Source organism: Paenibacillus sp. 01T424, assembly GCF_056398745.1.
The window spans coordinates 1-18859 of sequence record NZ_JBFTPZ010000007.1; the positions used below are offsets into that span (position 1 = coordinate 1).

Genomic DNA, 18859 nt, shown 5'->3' on the forward strand with positions numbered 1-18859 from the left:
ATGTAGGTGGAAGCCCTGCAAAACATGGTTAAGCTTCAAAGAGTCACATATGCGCGTATGGCGGAATTGGCAGACGCACTAGACTTAGGATCTAGCGGGCGACCGTGGGGGTTCAAGTCCCTCTACGCGCACCATATTTAACACCCTTCATAGGGAAGCACTCTGTATGTCAACAGAGTAATGTAGGTGGAAGCCCTGCAAAACATGGTTAAGCTTCAAAGAGTCACATATGCGCGTATGGCGGAATTGGCAGACGCACTAGACTTAGGATCTAGCGGGCGACCGTGGGGGTTCAAGTCCCTCTACGCGCACCATACCATGAAGAAACCCTTGGCGAACAAGGGTTTTTTGCTGTTTATATATGTGTTTAATAATTATGTAGTAATCATCCATCATGCTTGATTTTATAACCACGCTTATCATCCACATCTATTAATCGAATAGCCCGGAATGACCATTGAAGCTGTATAGCGCTTGTTCAGCACCATATCTTTGCAACTTATGCTCTAATCGCATGCCTACCTTCTCAAGGAGCCTGCAGGAAGCAGTATTTGCTGTTTGTGTCTCAGCTATTACTTTGCCAAGCTTTAATTCATGAAGTGCGTACATTAATAATTGAACGACTACCTCGGCTGCGTAGCCGCTACCCCAGCTTTGCGGAAGAAATTCATAGCTGATTTCCTTAAACCTTCCGTCTATGTGATTATCTAAGGAAACAACCCCAATAAAATCATTGTTTTCTTTTAGTCTAACCGTCCAAATGTATGACTCCTTCGTTGATGAGCGCTCTAAAGCATCTAGAAACTTATTTAGATGATATTCCACTGGTACAGCTCCGCCTAAGTATTTTCTAACCTCATGACTCGAATATATCCTTTGCATGTATTTTAAATCTGATTGTTGTAATGGGTCCAGCTTGCATCTAGTGGTTTGCATATTGGTTATAATCCTCCTTTTATGTTTGCTTAGGATAGCTTGTTCAAAACACGATCTACCTCTACAGTAAGGTGATCCTGCTCAATCGTATGGGGTTAAAAATGTACAAGGTTAATTGTTTTGAGGATAAATAGTAAATGGAATTAGTGTTTTATATAAAGAAATAGTAATCCCATTGCTAGATTTGTAGACATGGTTTTGTGATCGTAACATAGGGAGTTACAGGATGCCAACCTATTCCTGAATAGAATTTGAGGGCTCTATTATCCATATAATCCCTTCATTTTTAGAATAAACCTGTCGATATAGTTCATTGGGACTAACTGGAATCTACACATAAGAAGGAGAAGGAGATCAGTCAGATGCAGCAAAAGATGAAAAAATGGCTTGTTAGAGTAGTAGCTATTCTGCTTATTATAGTGTTGAATGTGAGCTACACAGGAAGTGAATCATTAGGTGGTAAGGGAGCTTATAGGGGTTCCTCCGTTTCTGCGGCAGAATCGACGAATGAGACAAAAACGGTGGCTTCTAATGCGAAGGGTTCTGCTGCCAGCAAAGCAGAAATCGAGTACTGGCGATACAAAGCAGAAGGTACTCTATATCCTCCGATTGTTATGCCGAGTGGAAAGCTGCTGGTAGTAACGAATAATGGATGGTTATCCTTATTAGATAATGGCGGAAAAGAATTAAAAAGAATAAACACATATTCGAAACTATCCGCCCCAGCCGTAAATGGAAAAGGACAAATATTTACTGCAGGAACTGGTGCTAGGCTTTATCAATATGATGAAGGCGGCAATGGCGGTCAGAAAGGTATTTATTATTTTAAAGGGAAAAAGGAACAATTAGAGCCATCTGGCATGGTGACGGATGGGGAAGGTACTCCTTATTTTGCATATCAGCATGCTGTTTTATCGCTGAGCAGTGTGGGAGAGCAGCAGGCTGCTCTACTGCCAGAGGGAGTCTCGGTTAAGGAACTGGCCGCAGGTAAGCGCGGCGTCTATGTACTGGGCAGCAATGGCGTGTTGTATGCCGTGCGCGGCAATGCAGTTGTATGGGAAGCGTCGCTTGAGCAGACGCTGCTTGGGGCGAAGCTGATCGCAGGCGATGTGAGCGGCGGCGTGATGCTGCTTGCGGGCAAAGCTATCGCTGCGTATGAAGAGGACGGCAAAGTCCGCTTCACTCGCGAGCTTGCAGCAGCGCCCGCAGGCGGTTGGACGTCTCCGGTGCTTGTGCCCGGAGACAAAGGTACTGTCGTTGCCGCGGAGCGCAGCGGCAACGGCATAGCTGCGTTCCGCCTCGCAGACGGGGCGGAACTATGGCGCATTAGCGCCAGCGGGGCGGGAGGCTTTGGCCCCGCGGCGCTTGCGCCGGATCTTGGCGCCGGCACGGTGCTGGCCGGCGGCCGTTCCGGCGCTGTGTACGCGATCGACGGCTCTGCCGGGTCGATCGCGTACACCTACGGCGGTCACACCGCGGTTCCCGCGAGCGGTGTGGCGCCGCAGGGCAGCGGACGCTTCGTATATGCGTCCGCTAGTACATTAATCGCAGCGGGGCCAGTTCGCACCGTTGCGATCACCTATGCAGCAGCGGCGGCGGTTAAGCTGCCGCTGGATACACGGCTCCTGCTCACGGACAAGCTGAAGCTGTCCGATCCAGTCGCTGTCAGCTATCGCTCCGACAATCCAGCGATCGTTCGTATCAATGAGAAAAGCGTGGTAACCCCGGTTTCAGCCGGATCAGCTAATCTTTATGTCGATGTTACAGCTAGCGGCTACAAAGGCCAGCTGAAGCTTCCTATTCAGGTTACAGCCTCTACCTTGAACCTAAAGGTGAAGCATGAATCCAAGAAGGTTGTTGCAGCAGGCCAGTCGTTTACGGTTCAAACTGTTACCATTCCAAAGGGAATGCCCGTTACTGCAGGCCTGGCAAGCCGTAAGATAGGCGTCGTTCAGTCGCTTCAATCGATTGCTAAAGATTACCGTGCAGACGCAGCGATTAACGGAACCTATTTTGAGGCTTATGGCGGCATTCCGGAGCCATATGGAACGGTAATTGTAGACGGCAATGTGGAGCATATAGGCAATACAGGGACAGCGATTGGTTTTACATGGGACGGCAAAGTAGTTATGGATACGCTGCGCGTCAAAATTTTAGGTGGAACAGACGGTTCTTTTAAGTCGCCTAACAACTGGTATGCGTATTTTATTAATCGAACACCTGCAGCAGGCGCATCGTCAGCCATTATGTTCACGCCAAAGCGTGGTGCTAAGCTTGGATTTGCACAAGGCACCTCAGTAACGGTCAGTAAGGGTGTCGTGACCAAAATAAGCAAAAAAGAGAATGTCAGCATTCCAGCAGACGGATATGTTCTCGTCTATACAGGTTCTGAGGAGAAGCTAGCCTCACGCTTTAAGGTGGGGACGAAGGTTGATTATAAGATCGAAATGACCAACCTCTCGAAAAGTCCGATTGCATGGTCTCGCGTTCATACCGCCATTGGTGCAGGACCAAGACTAGTGAAGGATGGGAAACCGGCAGTTAATCCAGCTGGTGAAGGGTTTAGCAGCTCCAAAATATTGACCGATGCAGCTGGCAGAAGCGGCATTCTTGTCAAAAAGGACGGGACTGTTGTCATAGCTACTGTCTCCAAAGCAACGATAAAACAGTGGAGTCAAATCATGATTCAGCTTGGCGCTGAACAGGCGATGAATTTGGACGGAGGAGCATCCTCTGGTATGTACGCGCAAGGAAAACTCATAACCACGCCTGGAAGGCTAATAAGCAATGGTCTCGTATTTGGCACGAAGCTAAAGTGGTAACGTATGTAAAATGATAAAAGCTAGCCGTCCCAACCTGTTGGGCGGCTTTTCTATTTAAATGCGGCTCTATTTTTATCGATATGAATAAATGCTATTTATATTATCATTGACTTTTTTTATGAGAAACATTATCATTAGAAAATAAATGATAATCGTTATCAATATTCGTTACTTATTGAAATATAAATATAAAATGATAAGGTGTCTGCCTCAGGCAGCGGAAGGAGCGTGCATGTTCAATGATTCGTTTAACGACCTCTAGTCTTGATATTGCTTATGATGACCGTCTAATCGTTGAGAATTTAAACATTGCTATACCTCAAGGGAAAATCACGGCGCTAGTAGGAGCTAACGGCTCTGGTAAATCAACGATTTTGAAAACAATGGCCCGTATTATGAATCCCTCGAAGGGCAGTGTACTTCTGGACGGGAAGTCCATCCATAAGCAATCGACGAAGGAAGTAGCGAAGCAATTGGCAATTTTGCCGCAAAATCCAACCGCTCCGGACGGACTCACAGTAGCTGAGCTTGTCTCTTATGGTCGTTTTCCATACCAGAAGGGCTTCGGATCGATGACTAAGGATGACCGCAGTATCGTGCAGTGGGCAATCGAAGCGACAGGTATGACTGATTTTGCCGATCGTCCGGTTGATCATCTATCGGGCGGACAACGTCAACGTGCATGGATTGCAATGTCTCTTGCACAGGAAACTGATATTTTATTCCTTGACGAGCCTACAACTTTCCTGGATATGGCACATCAGCTTGAGGTACTTCACTTGCTTCAAAAGCTCAACGCAGCTAATAATCGCACAGTAGTCATGGTCGTTCATGATTTGAATCACGCGACACGTTACGCTCATCATATGATCGCAATTAAAACGGGTGTCGTTGTAGGCGAAGGTACGCCTGCAGAAGTTATGACACCGGATATTATGCGCGAAGTGTTTAACATTGAGGCAGATATCGTGCCTGATCCGCGTACAGGCGTTCCTCTTTGCTTGCCATATGCACTAGCCGGCCAGCCTGCTGCTGATAAAGTGGCATTGATTAACCGTGCACAGTCAGAGAGACCATTGGCTGCTGCTGGAGCATAGTAACTAATATGAATGCCGTAAACCGCGTTTCCTTTGGAAATGCGGTTTTTTGTTCTTTTAGATAAGCCCTGTGTAGTATATTGAGCTTAGAAGCGAGTGGGTGGGAAGTGAACCGTTTATATTTGTTATTTATAAAATGTAATCCATTAGAGCTAAACAATCGGAAGGATTAAACCGGGTAATAAGATATAACGTCATTTAAGCTGATTTTTATGATTGGATTTATGAAATCTAAAAGCACATATTTCCGCGCCATATAAGGTTTTGCAGCCATATTAGAACATTGTATTTTAAAGGATTTAAAATAATTTAAAACTTTTTTTAAAAAACAGTTGCTTTTTGTTTTCAGGGGTGATATATTATTACTTGTCGCCGCGATGATAAACGAAACAAACGGCCGACAGAAATACATGCGGAAGTGGCTCAGCGGTAGAGCATCGCCTTGCCAAGGCGAGGGTCGCGGGTTCGATTCCCGTCTTCCGCTCCATAAATTGTGCGGCCTTAGCTCAGCTGGATAGAGCGTTTGACTACGAATCAAAAGGCCAGGAGTTCGAATCTCTTAGGCCGCGCCATTTTCCCAACATTAGACGCAATTCATTTACACTTCGGGACGTAGCTCAGCTTGGTAGAGCACCTGGTTTGGGACCAGGGGGTCGCATGTTCAAATCGTGTCGTCCCGACCATAATTTTTTTCTTTGCGGGTGTAGTTCAATGGTAGAACTTTAGCCTTCCAAGCTAATAGCGTGGGTTCGATTCCCATCACCCGCTCCAACTATTTAAACCCGAAAGCCTTGCGCAGCAAGGATTTTTTTGTTTTTATATATTGCAATAAAAGTGCCTCTTGCACCTAATATGGTGCAGAAGATGGTGCGAAATTTTAATTAACTGTTTGAGGGTTAAGATACACAAACCGATCAGAAGCCTCTCTGCTGGTTATTTCAGAATCATGCATATAAATATCTGCTGTAGTTCCGATCTTCGCATGAATGAAGCAACCATTCTTCTATTTGTTTGAGTTCTGAACCGCTCTCTCGCAGTAGCTTCGCCGTTTTATGCCATAGATCATACAAACGGGTATTAGGGAGCTCTCGCTTGCTTAGAAACCTGCTCTAGCCCATAGAGGGGAGGATAGTAATTCACACCTTCTCACCATGAAAGACATATCGCTTAGTACCGCCTTACCAGGTCTTACATAACATTTATTTCATTCTAGTCGGAAGCGTCTTAGAGACTCCCTGTACTAAACAAGTGTATGTAAGCTAATCAAATATCCATTTGTATAGTCGGAAAATTAGCCGAGGGAGGTATATCCATACTTCAAAAAATACTTCCAATCTGTAAAAAAAAGTATCTACCTTATTATTACGAGTTCTGCGCCTCATTAAATCATTCTCCTTTATTGGCATTAGGTGAATTGGAGAAATATAGTTACACTTCGATATATCGATTCGATAGTGACCACGTTTGAATTCTAATAAACTTAAAGCTTATTTTTTGGTAAGCCAATTAATTAAATATATGACCCCAATTGCAGAGCCCAAAACTAAAATCTTCTCTATAATGTTTTCCAATGTAGCTCGTCCCCTGCTTCATACATGCTAAGAAAAAACAGAGCCACAAGAATGGTTGGGGCATATAGGGATTGTTTTATATTCGTAATGACCTCATTCTTTCTTTATTTACAAATATTTCTACGCAAAGCATTAATCTAAGTTTCAAAGACAGTGAACCTAAAACATTTAAACCTATTCTTGAAATATCAAGTTATGATTAAAAATTTCGAATGGCGCGGCTTAGAAGCGTTATTTATGCAGCGAAGTAAGTTATATAAAACGCTTAAGAAAGTGAACTATCATATATTAGCGGCAAGTACCTAAAGCGGAAGTTGAAGGTATAAAGTGGGGGTTTGATGAATTGGTACAGGCGCACGTATTCTTAGCTAATTGTGAGGGTTCTCTACAATTAAAACTTCCAAGTAAGAGCTGTAACGGACATGAGATACCTTATTTGCCGAAATTCCATCCTTTTAGAGAACTAACGGACATAGGATCTCTTATTTAGCTTCAGAATGCTTGATTAGGCTACTTTTCGAGCTATTAACGCATCCTATGTCCGTTAGTTCCACGTAACGAGCTTAAATTCTCGAAATAGCGGATTTCATGTCCGTTAGGACTGAACATGAACAGCGCATGAGCAGACTCCAATGTTGAGCCGAAAATATTATTTATGTAAACATAAATAATCGTATCAAACAGAATCTAGATGTCTTATAAGTGGTGCTTCCAGCCTTGTGTAGAATTAACGGACATGAGATACCTTATTTGCCGAAATTCCGTCCTTTTGTAGAACTAACGGACATAGGATCTCTTATTTAGTTTCAGGATGCTTAATTTGGCTACTTTTTGAGCTATTAACGCATCCTATGTCCGTTAGATCCACGTAATGAGCTTGAATTCTCGAAATAGCGGATTTCAAGTCCGTTAGGGTTAAAGGTTAACCATAAAAAACGTAACAGTATTCCAATGTTGAGTGTCGAAAATATTATATGTGTAAAGAAAAATAAACTTATCAAACAAAACATCCCGTCTGGAAGCTCTTAGCGGGCTGTTTTGTTTGCCCATACACTAAAAAAGTAAAACATGTGCTTAGACGAGGTTTGGAATGGTTTATCAAGTATTTTATCAAATGCTTACTAAGCACTTAATCAACTGGTTTACCAAGTGTTTAATCAAGTAGTTACAATGCGTTTTATCAAACGTTTTATCTAGAACCATGCGCTTTGCCAAGAAGCAACCGCTATATCTAGAACCGTGCGCTATGCCAAGTATCAAACGCTTTATCTAGACCGTGCGCTTTGCCAAGAACCAAACGCTATATCTAGAACCAAGAACGTTGCCAAGAACCAACCGCTTTATCTAGAACCATGCGCTTTGCCAAGAACCAAACGCTATATCTAGAACCAAACACCCTACCAATAACCAAACACTCCACCAATAACCAACCCCCACCAAACCCCAAGCACTTTACAAAAGCTTCATGGAACATTAATCATTATGAAATAAAAACTCTCTACAATTCTAGTTAACATAATAGATATGGGAGTGAGTAAAACTTGAAGATCTATAGTAAAAGGTTAATATCATTATTATTAGCTACGGAAATTACGGCCAGCATGGTGCTGGCAGGTGGACCTGTCATGGCTGCTGGTTTGCCATTGTCTGGGACGCCTTACGCAGTAGACAGCGCCTATAATGTAGCGATCCCGCATATTGTTATTAATCAAGTATATGGCGGTGGATTGAGTAAGGATGCTGAAATACTTTTATCTCACGGTTTTATTGAGCTTTATAATCCGACGGATAGTGATGTCAATCTTGCTGGTTGGTCGCTGCAATATGCGGAACCGCTCCCAGGTGTAACGACAGGTGCTACTAAGGCTTGGGAAATGCTAAATTTGACCGGAACGATTAAAGCGCATTCCTCTTTTCTTATAACAGGAGCTTCTACAGGTGCTGCAAATCCTAAAGTAAATCTCTCTGCCAAAAGTGATCTTACTTGGGAGCGTTTTATTAACAACAAAGGGATGAAGGTTGCTCTCATGAGCAATCAAACTTTACTGACTGATCCTAATCCTTTTATATCAAAGCCAGAGGGCTACGTGGATATGGTCGGTACAGGAAGCAATGATAAGGATAGTAATATCGATGGATATGAGACTGCATTCCCTACGGGCTCAGCAGAAGGCACATCGAAGAAAAAGTCCATTCGCCGCAGCAACTTCGTAGATACAGACAATAATAAAGCGGATTTCAAACAAGTCGATTATGAGGTAGCTACCGGCGATGCATTACTAGCAGCAATACCCCGCAGCGGTGCTGACGGCGCATGGGGGCCGGGTATTGTCCAGCCGCTAGTCATTACTACAGCATCTCTTGCTGATGGCTTTGTTGGATCTCCATATTCCGCAGTTATTCAGGCTACTGGTGGAAACACGCCATATACTTTTACAGCAACTGGTTTACCAGAAGGGCTTAGTCTTGCGCCAAATGGTGCTTTAACGGGGACACCGACTAAGGCGGTAGCAAATACTAATGTGACGATTACAGCGACTGACAGCACGGCAGGTACGCCAGTTAGCATAGTTAAGTCGTTTGCGTTTACCATTCAATCCAGTATAGCTCCAGCAACTCATGTTCTCATTAATGAAGTATATGGCGGCGGCGGGAAAATTAATAAAGATACTCCGCCAGCAGCATCTCCATACCTGTATGATTTTGTAGAGCTCTACAATCCTACTGCTTCGCCAATATTACTTGCAGGATATCATTTAAGATACAGCAATAAAGGTGCTACAACGGTACAAGGCTATGATTTTGAAGAAGGTGCGGTCATTGCTCCTCATGATTATTACCTCGTTCGCCTTGAAGCAACATGGGGCAATACGAGCGACAAAAATTACGGAGATCCTTACCTAGCTGATGCATATGCAAGCACGAAAGAGCAATCCATCGGCATGTCTGATGTGGATGGCACGGTGGAATTATTTCAAGGAGTGTACGCCACTTCGGCAGTTGTTGATGCGGTAGGCTTCGGTGCGGTTCAAACTACCCTGCATGAAGGAACATCCGTAGGGAATGGGGCTTCACTGCCAGCGGCTGTTAAAGGCGTGCGCCGCATTAACTTCCAAGATTCCAACAACAATGCTGCTGATTTTGCAGTAGTGGATCCATCGCCTACGCGAGGTGGGAAAACAGAGGGAACCGTTGATGTCATTCCTGATTTTGTGAAGCTTATCGGCTCACTCCAGAAGAATACAGCAGACAAAGTGGTAACGGTCGAAGGTTTGGTTACAACTCCGTCCGTTAAATCGGATAACAGCCAAGCAAACGCAGTGCGTTATGTACAATCGTTTACGGGCGCAATTGCTGTTGAAGGCATGGACCCATCCATCCCGGTAGGTGCAGAGGTACGCGTTTCTGGGACGGCTGGTCTTCATGACGGCGAAGTACGGGTAAAAGGCAACTTACAGGTAACAAGGCTGAACAATAAAATTTTTAGCTTAGTGGCGGAAGATACGTTCGATAAATCTATGCTTAATGTAGATAAGCTTAGTTCAGTAACAGCTGATATGTACGGCAGGAGAGTGACAACTACAGGCAATGTAACTGCCGTGGACAAAACGGCTAATACGATTAAGCTTGATAACAATATGCTGCTTTATGTGAATGGAGCGTTTCCGAAGGTTGAAGTTGGGGACAACGCACAAGCTACGGGAACCATTGGAGTTTTTGGCAGCGAAGTTAGATTGGCTGTAGCGAGCGCAGCTGCAGATATGATCATAAAACCGGCGTCCGCTGAGTTTAAAGATACGCTCAATATTTCAAAAATCGGACAATATTCAGTAGGCCAATTCAATAAAGATGGCGGCGTTGCCGAGATCGTGAAATTCAACAAAGACAATGGCAAATTTTATTTAGTTAATGGCTCCGGTAATCCGCCAAGCTTAGATATTGTCAGTCTGGGAAGCGGGAACGGAACGCTAAGTAAAGAAAAAACGATACTTGTTAAGCCGATGGCCGAGGTTGAAGGTTTTGTATACGGTGATTTAACTAGTGTAGATATTAATACGACAACTAAGCGTGTTTCAGTCGCAGTACAAGAGGCGGATCCACTCAAGCCAGGTAAAATCATCGTACTCGATTATGATGGTAATTTAATCTCAGCCTACGCTGCTGGTGTACAACCGGATATGATTAAGTCAACAGCTGATGGAAAGTATATCCTTACTGCGGATGAGGCGGAGCCGCGCAATGGTACAGATGATCCTAAAGGAAGCGTAACGATCGTCAATACAGTAAACAACAAAGTTACACATGTACTCTTCGATGATCCGTCCGTTATCGAGGATGGTGTTCATATTCGCGGCAAAGTAGATCCGGCAGATGGGAAAATTAAATCGAGCGGAACAAAAGCAGACGCTGTGTATGATCTGGAGCCTGAGTATATCACTCTTTCGGATGATAACAAGACAGCCTATGTGTCATTGCAAGAGAATAATGCAATTGCGATTATTGATATCGAAACGAACAAAGTGACGGCTGTAAAAGCACTCGGATTAAAGGATTATAATGATCCGCGTAATTCTCTCGACGTTCTAAAAGACGGTGCGATTAAGCTGGAAAATGTACCTTTTAAAGGGATGTACATGCCTGATGGCATCGCATCTCATACGATTAACGGTCAAACGTACCTTTTTACAGCTAATGAAGGCGATGTAACAGAATGGCCGAACCGTACAAACGGCAGCACGATAGGTGCATTAAAAGGAAAGCTTGATCCGACTTCAGCGGCAGCGATTTTCCTAAATGGCAAGACTGCTTATGATGGTATTGAAGTCGCAAGCGATATGGGCAATGACGGCATTTACATGTACGGCGGACGTTCTTTCTCTATCTGGAATGCGAACTCGATGGAGCAGGTCTATGACAGCGGCAACGATTTTGAAACGATAACGGGCAGTCGCTTGCCAGCATTCTTTAACACAAGCAACAGTAAGACAGCCATTGACGATCGAAGCGGCAAGAAGGGACCAGAACCGGAAGATATTAAAACGGGGAAGGTTGGCAATAAGGTTTTGGCATTCGTTGGTCTTGAGCGCATCGGTGGTTTCATGACCTATGATGTAACAGATCCTGCGCATGCGACATTCGCTAATTATACAAATACTCGCGTGTTCAAAGACAGTCAAGGCAAGGACAACTTAGATACAGATACTGGCCCAGAAGGCTTGGAGTTTATTCCGGCTAACATTAGCCCAACTGGAATGCCTTTACTCTTGGTTGCTTTCGAGGTAGGCGGCAAGGTAGGCGTATATCAGCTGAATGTAACGAAAGTAACGATGGATAAGGCTTCCTTATCCTTAAAAGTTGGAGATACTGCATCGAAGCTGGTTGCAACTGTCCAGCCTGTAGGCGGAAGCTCTGCTGCTGCGATATGGACTTCTTCTAATACAGCTGTGGCAACCGTAGATTCAAATGGAAATGTCACAGCGTTAAAAGCCGGAACAGCGGTCATTTCAGCAGCGAGTGCTGACGGATATGGTCTCGCTGAGACGAGTGTCACGGTTACTTCAGGTAACATCGTAACTCCATCGCCAACACCGAATCCATCGCCGACGCCTGCACCTTCTACAAAACCTGAAGATGCTGGAGTGACGATCGTAAATGGTGAGACCGTAAAAGCAGTAAGCACACTTAAAGCTGAAACGGATAACAGCGGTAAGACAACAGCAACGGTAACGGTAAATCAATTGGATGCAGCAATAGCTGCATTAGATAAAGCATCAAACGGCAAGCCTGCATCCATTGAGTTTAAAATGGCGGCTAACACAGACACCAAGTCAACGGCTATCAAGTTTGAGGAAAAAGCTATCGCTAAGCTTGCAGCTAAGGGATTGAAGTCGCTGGATGTTAATGCAGGACTCGGAATCGTATCCTTTGATGCTAAGGCTATTGGAACATTGGCGGCAGCCTCAGGGAATGGCGAGCTTTCCATAGCGGTCAACAAAGCGGATGTATCTAAGCTTTCTAGTGCGATTAAGGAAACGATCGGCAGCCATCCTGTGTATGAGTTTGATGTGATCGGTGGAAAAACAGCGATTACCGATCTGAAGGGCGGTACAGCACGGGTTAGCATTCCTTATTCGCTTCAAGCAAACGAAGACAGCCAAGCAGTAGTCATCTACTATATTGCAAATGACGGCAAACTTAGCATTGTACCTAACAGCGTGTACGATAAGTCGACAGGTCAATTACAGTTTACGGTAAGCCATTTCTCTACTTACGGAGTTGGCTACAATCATGTGGCATTTTTGGACACTGCATCAAGCTTTGCGAAGGATTCTATCCTTTACTTATCTTCCAGAGATATAATCGGCGGCTTGGGCAATCAAAAGTTTGCTCCAAAGGCTAACATGTCAAGGGCTGATTTCACACTCATCCTTGCAAGAATTGCCGGCGCTCAACTGGACGATTACACGTCATCAAGCTTTACGGACGTGAAGTCATCCGATTACTTTGCAGGGGCGGTAGCATGGGCGGCTGAAAAAGAAATTGTCGGAGGCGCTGGAGATGGCAGCTTCAATCCTAAAGCCAATATTAGCCGTGAGCAAATGGTTGCTATGATTGCAAGGTTCGTTGAAGTCATGAACTTTGATTTGCCCGTGCAGACAAATGCTATAGCGTTTGAAGATGCATCATCTATTGGTGCATTTGCGAAGGAAGCAGCAGCTGCAGTGCAGCAGGCGGGAATCATTAACGGCAAGATCTATGCAAATAAGGCAGGCAGCTATTTTGCACCGAAGGATTTGGCTACCCGTGAGGAAGCAGCAAAAATGCTGGCGAAATTAATTCAATTAATGTCATAATTCGACTTGAGCAAGACCGCAGCGCCCTTCAGAGAGAGGTGCTGCGGTCTTTTTCATAAGAGGTCTTATTTATGGGATTGAACCAGTCCTTTCGCTAATTTATTAAGCATCGTTAACTTAACTGAAGCGGGTTGTCTTTCGCAGTTATTATTTAACGGAAACATAAGCAGCAAAAAGGAGCGGGTTATATACTTCGTTTGCGTGAATCTGTTTTTGTTAGGATTGGCTTCAGGGCTTCAACCCTGTAGGTTTTTGTAGTATGATGGTAGAAGTCAAAAAAACGTTCATGTTGTACAAGCAAGCTTTCGAAGCGATTGCTGCTTCGGAAAACAAGTAAATGCTTACGGAGCGATCGTTGCTTCGCAAAAATTTAGGAGGAACAGTATGTCGGATCAATCTGCATCTACTTTGACCACAAATCGGCAGCAGGCTAACAATTTGCTGCGACGCGATGTCCGGTTTCTAGGCAACATTCTCGGTGAAGTTCTTGTTCATCAAGGCGGCCGCGAGCTGCTTGAAATCGTAGAACGGATTCGTGAACAAAGTAAATCTCTTCGCGCTGAATTTGTACCGGAATTATTTGATCAATTTAAAGAAAATGTATCATCGCTTAACCCGGAAATACGTCATCAAGTGATTAGAGCGTTTGCCATTTATTTTCAGCTTGTCAACATTGCAGAGCAAAATCATCGGATTAGACGGAAACGTGATTACGAGGTTTCTGCTGGCGAAGCGGTCCAACGCGGCTCCATTGAGAGCGCGGTTCAAGATCTGAAGGAACGCGACATTGCAATCGAGGAAGTTAGAGATATTTTGAGCAATATTTCGCTGGAACTAGTAATGACTGCACACCCGACCGAGGCAACTCGCCGCGCGGTGCTTGATATTCATAAACGGATTGCTGTGGATGTGATGGAGCTGGATAATCCAACACTAACCTATCGCGAGCGCGAGAAGCTGCGTGAGAAGCTCATGAATGAGGTTCTTATTTTGTGGCAAACAGACGAGCTTCGTGACCGCAAACCAACCGTTATCGATGAAGTTCGTAACGGCTTGTACTATTTTGATGAGACATTGTTCGAGGTGCTTCCTAATGTTTATGAAGAACTTGAACGCTGCCTAAGCAAGTACTATCCAGATGAGAAATGGCATGTGCCGGATTACTTGCGCTTTGGCTCTTGGATCGGCGGCGATCGCGATGGTAACCCATCCGTGAAAGCTCAGGTAACTTGGGAAACGCTAACGCTGCACCGTCAGCTGGCTATTCGCAAGTACGAAGAAAAACTAGGCGAGCTTATGGATCTTCTCAGCTTCAGCACAAACCTTGTCGAGGTATCGGCTGAGCTTATCGATTCGATTCGATCGGATCGCGAGCATGTTGAGCTTAAGTGCGTCGATCTTTGGAGAAATACGAAGGAGCCATACCGTATTAAGCTTGGCTTTATGCTAGAGAAGCTGGCTAATACACGCGATGAATCGCTTAAGGGTTCGCAAATGCGTTACAACCACCCGGAAGAGCTTCGCGAGGACTTGCTCGTTATCGATCGCAGCTTGCGTCATCACTACGCTGATTATGTAGCAGATACAGCACTTGCTAAGTTAGTACGTCAAGTGGAGCTGTTTGGTTTCCACCTTATGGCACTTGATGTTCGTCAGCATAGCCAAGAGCATGAAAATGCGATGGCTGAAATTTTGGCGAAAATGAATGTAGCAGCAGATTATGCGGCACTTCCAGAAGAAGAAAAAACAGACCTGCTTCACCGTCTCCTAAATGATCCGCGTCCGCTTACTTCGGGGCATCTAGATTACACGGAGTCCACGCGTGAATGCTTGAATGTATACCATACGATTTATCGGGCGCAGCAAGAGTTTGGCATAAATTGTATTTCAAGTTATCTGATTAGTATGACGGAAGCGGCAAGCGACATGCTTGAGGTTATGGTGTTTGCGAAGGAAGTTGGCCTGTTCCGCAAGGAAGCGGACGGCACGATTCGTTGTACACTGCAATCGGTACCGCTATTTGAAACGATTGATGACCTGCATGCAGCACCAGCTATTATGAAGCAGCTATTCGAAATGCCGATCTACCGTCAAGCGGTGGAAGCTCGCGGCAACCTGCATGAAATTATGCTTGGTTATTCCGATAGCAACAAAGACGGCGGAGTTGTTACAGCGAACTGGGAGCTGCGCGTAGCACTTAATGAAATTACAGCAGCCGGCAAAGAGTACGACGTTAAGCTGAAGTTCTTCCACGGCCGTGGCGGAGCGCTTGGCCGCGGCGGCATGCCGCTTAACCGCAGTATCCTTGCACAACCGCCACATACGGTCGGCGGCGGCATCAAAATTACCGAGCAAGGTGAGGTTCTATCCTCGCGTTATTCGATGCAAGGTATTGCATACCGCAGCTTGGAGCAAGCAACTTGGGCGCTGATTACGGCTGCTCGTCTGGCGAAATACCCAGAACAAGCACCGCAAGCAGAAGCAGAGTGGGAAGAAATTGCACGTTCGATTTCCGAGACGGCACTCGAGAAGTATCAGGATCTTATTTTCCGCGATCCAGATTTCTTGACGTACTTCAAGGAGTCGACACCGCTTCCTGAGGTTGGCGAGCTGAACATCGGTTCACGTCCTTCCAAACGGAAAAACAGTGATCGTTTCGAGGATTTACGCGCCATTCCTTGGGTGTTCGCATGGACGCAAAGCCGCTACTTGCTGCCGGCATGGTATGCCGCAGGTACTGCAATGAAGCAATATACTGGCGACGACGAGGAAAAGCTGAACACGCTTCGTACGATGTACGAGAAGTTCCCATTCTTCCGCTCGCTAATTGACAATCTTCAAATGGCTCTTGCCAAAGCAGATTTGCTTATTGCGAAGGAATACGCAGATATGATTAAGGACAAAACGATCCGCGATCGTATTTTTGAGCAAATCGAAGAAGAATATAAGCTTACATCTGAGCTTATTCTTAGCATCACAGGCCAAACGGAAATTTTGGATAATGTTCCTGTTATCCAAGAGTCGATTCGTCTTCGTAATCCGTACGTCGATCCGCTTAGCTACATGCAAGTGCAGCTGTTAACTGAGCTTCGTGCACTGCGTGATAACGAAGAAGATGATCCAGAGCTGCTTCGCGAAGTGCTTCTGACGATCAACGGCATTGCCGCAGGACTTCGGAATACAGGCTAACTGTTCAAACTAATCGCTTAGGCGAATATAGAATAGCTACAAAGCCAACCATGGCATTTACTGTGGTTGGCTTTTTTTCGTTGAAAGCAGCTGGAAGGYCTTGTTGTGAGAAGCTAGAAAAACAAACTGCAACAGAACTCTATTTTTCTTATGTTCTTTTATAGTCCACTTAAGTTTTGTTTAAGGTACATCCTGCATGATAGGTACATAGGAAACAGACACCTACTATTGAAAGGATGATAGAGATGAACGAGGAAAACAAACGCTCAGAAACGAGCGGTGATACTTACACGTCGAACCATACATCGAACGAAACGAACCGGACTCCTGTCACTACTTATATTTATGAATCCAACAAATCAACAAATGAGCTTAGAGCTTCATATGAGAGGGAGCTTGGGCTGGGACAAGATGGGAGCGGAAGCGGGTCAGGGTCAGCACCAGGCGGTAAAAAACGTTCAAAGCGTGCGGGCGGCAGCTCGGCAAAAACACTGCTCGCATCGTTTTTGATTGGCGCTCTCGTCATTGGCGGTTTCTCCTACATGGCAGATAAAAACAATCTGTTCAGCGGGGGGGAACAAACCGTTCAAAACTCGGGTTCCAGCGTTGTAAGCAATTCAGGACAGCAGGATGCTGGCTTGTCTACAGCATCGCTAAGCTCAAGTGAAGATATTGCTTCCGTCTATAAAGCTGCGAGCCCCGCGGTTGTGAAGATCGAAAATTATGGGGAGCCAGCACGTTCGAACTCCATGTTCGACGATCCACGCTTTCAACAGTTTTTTGGAAATGGCGGGTCGGGTAGCAACGGACAGCAGCAAGAATCGCAAGAACAACAGCCAAGCAGTTCAAATCTTGAGTTAGTAGGCTCTGGTACAGGCTTTTTCTTCGAATCGGATGGTTATATTCTGACTAACGAGCATGTAATTGCGGATGCAAAGGAGGTTAAAGTAACGGTTCAAGGTTATGACGAGCCTCTAACAGCAAAGGTGCTTGGTTCGAGTTATGATCTAGACTTGGCTGTGCTTAAGGTGGAAGAGCCAAACGGCAAAGCATTCCCGTCTCTTAAACTGGGAAGCTCTGACCAAACGCGAATCGGTGACTGGGTGATGGCGATCGGCAATCCATATGGCTTCGATCAAACGTTGACTATGGGCGTGTTAAGCGCGAAAGAGCGCCCAATTACGATTGCAGATGAGCAAGGGAACCATAATTACGAGCATTTGCTGCAAACAGATGCCTCTATTAATCCAGGGAACTCTGGAGGACCGCTTCTCAACGAGAAGGGAGAGGTTATTGGTATAAACACGGCTGTGAACGCTGAGGCACAAGGCATTGGCTTTGCGATTCCTACGACGACGATTACAAAGGTGCTCGAGCAATTGAAAACAAATACACTTTAATAAATATAAAGCGCATGAACATTGAAGGTCTGGGAACATTACGTTTCCTAGACCTTTTTTGCTTTATTTTAGCGTTCCTAGCCGAAAGTCGAAAAAACAACTAGCCTCAGGTCGATTGCTGACTGAACGTCAAACCTATATAATTATTAGAACGGTTAGTATTTTTTGGAGCAAACGGCAATGAAACCTGAACCTGATGTACGTACATTGCTGCTCATGACTATGAACATTACGGCTAATTAGGGTCGATGCTCATATTGGAAGTATCTTTCTCAATTGTCTTGCTTTTTCAGCCCATGTGCATTACGATTTTTCTAGGGTGTATGGATGCGGACATTATATATTTATAAAATAGAGCAAGGCGATCAGTCGATCGAATGGAAGGTTTGGAGGAGTTTAGGTGATTGTATTGGAAGCACGCCTGGCGAAGTTATCGCTTAAAGGCGATCAGCAGGCTTTTGCTGAGCTTGTAGACCTCTATCAAGACAAGCTCTTTCATATGGCTTATCGAATGTTAAACAGCCGCCAGGAAGCGGAGGATGTTGTGCAGGATACGTTCCTTCGCGTTTACAAAAACCTGGATAGATATGATGAAACGTTAAAATTTTCAACTTGGATATATAGAATTGCTACGAACTTATGTATTGATCGACTGCGCAAACGCAAGCCGACCTATTCGCTGGATGCGGAGTCATCGGATCACGAGGGGCTGGATGGCTACTCCATGATACCGAGCGATAATCGGACGCCAGAATCAGAGCTGCTTCTCTCGGACACACAGCGCATTATACATGCGGCTATTGCTTCACTGCCACCGAAATATAAGAGCGTGATGACGCTTAGATATATGCAGGACCTGTCGTTGCAGGAAATTGGCGATGTGCTGGACATGCCTGTCACGACGATCAAAACGCGGGTTCACCGCGGCAGGGAATTTCTTCGGAAGAAGCTTGAGCATAAGTTATAATTACAAATAATGATACAATCCTC

Annotated in this window: 7 protein-coding genes and 6 tRNA genes; 12 read left to right on the forward strand and 1 reads right to left on the reverse strand. The window is 45.0% G+C overall.

Going from position 1 to position 18859, the window contains the following annotated elements; translation table 11 throughout:
* Window positions 1-51: 51 nt before the first annotated feature.
* A tRNA-Leu gene (locus AC1DPK_RS08205) sits at window positions 52-134 on the forward strand.
* A gap of 97 nt (window positions 135-231) precedes the next feature.
* Window positions 232-314 (forward strand) — tRNA-Leu (locus tag AC1DPK_RS08210).
* A 118-nt stretch (window positions 315-432) separates the two neighbouring features.
* Here the strand turns inward: AC1DPK_RS08210 and AC1DPK_RS08215 are convergent.
* On the reverse strand, window positions 433-936 hold the full coding sequence (locus tag AC1DPK_RS08215) for a GNAT family N-acetyltransferase (RefSeq protein ID WP_477509964.1): 504 nt from the start codon (window positions 934-936) through the stop codon (window positions 433-435).
* A gap of 362 nt (window positions 937-1298) precedes the next feature.
* Between AC1DPK_RS08215 and AC1DPK_RS08220 the strand changes: the two genes are divergently transcribed.
* The 10 genes from AC1DPK_RS08220 to sigW all read left to right on the forward strand — a co-directional run bounded on the left by AC1DPK_RS08220 (window position 1299) and on the right by sigW (window position 18836).
* The gene (locus tag AC1DPK_RS08220) at window positions 1299-3758 is read left to right on the forward strand and encodes a phosphodiester glycosidase family protein (protein WP_477509965.1); all 2460 of its coding nucleotides are present in this window, start codon (window positions 1299-1301) and stop codon (window positions 3756-3758) included.
* A gap of 239 nt (window positions 3759-3997) precedes the next feature.
* The gene (locus AC1DPK_RS08225) at window positions 3998-4855 is read left to right on the forward strand and encodes an ABC transporter ATP-binding protein (protein WP_076271911.1); all 858 of its coding nucleotides are present in this window, start codon (window positions 3998-4000) and stop codon (window positions 4853-4855) included.
* 412 nt (window positions 4856-5267) lie between these two features.
* Window positions 5268-5342: transfer RNA gene (locus AC1DPK_RS08230), tRNA-Gly, on the forward strand.
* 8 nt (window positions 5343-5350) lie between these two features.
* Window positions 5351-5427, forward strand: a tRNA-Arg gene (locus tag AC1DPK_RS08235).
* A 34-nt stretch (window positions 5428-5461) separates the two neighbouring features.
* Window positions 5462-5538 (forward strand) — tRNA-Pro (locus AC1DPK_RS08240).
* Window positions 5539-5552: 14 nt separating this feature from the next.
* Window positions 5553-5626: transfer RNA gene (locus AC1DPK_RS08245), tRNA-Gly, on the forward strand.
* A gap of 2341 nt (window positions 5627-7967) precedes the next feature.
* Window positions 7968-13280 carry a choice-of-anchor I family protein gene (locus tag AC1DPK_RS08250; protein WP_477509966.1) on the forward strand — a complete coding sequence of 1771 codons (5313 nt, stop codon included), beginning with the start codon at window positions 7968-7970 and terminating at the stop codon, window positions 13278-13280.
* Window positions 13281-13664: 384 nt separating this feature from the next.
* Window positions 13665-16469, forward strand: coding sequence for a phosphoenolpyruvate carboxylase (ppc, locus tag AC1DPK_RS08255; RefSeq protein ID WP_441885568.1), 2805 nt, complete (start codon window positions 13665-13667; stop codon window positions 16467-16469).
* A gap of 245 nt (window positions 16470-16714) precedes the next feature.
* A complete protein-coding gene (locus tag AC1DPK_RS08260) occupies window positions 16715-17869 on the forward strand; it encodes a S1C family serine protease (protein WP_477509967.1) in 1155 nt (384 codons plus the stop codon).
* 400 nt (window positions 17870-18269) lie between these two features.
* Window positions 18270-18836: an RNA polymerase sigma factor SigW gene (gene sigW, locus AC1DPK_RS08265; RefSeq protein WP_054025284.1), complete on the forward strand. Its 567-nt coding sequence runs from the start codon at window positions 18270-18272 to the stop codon at window positions 18834-18836.
* Window positions 18837-18859: the final 23 nt, after the last annotated feature.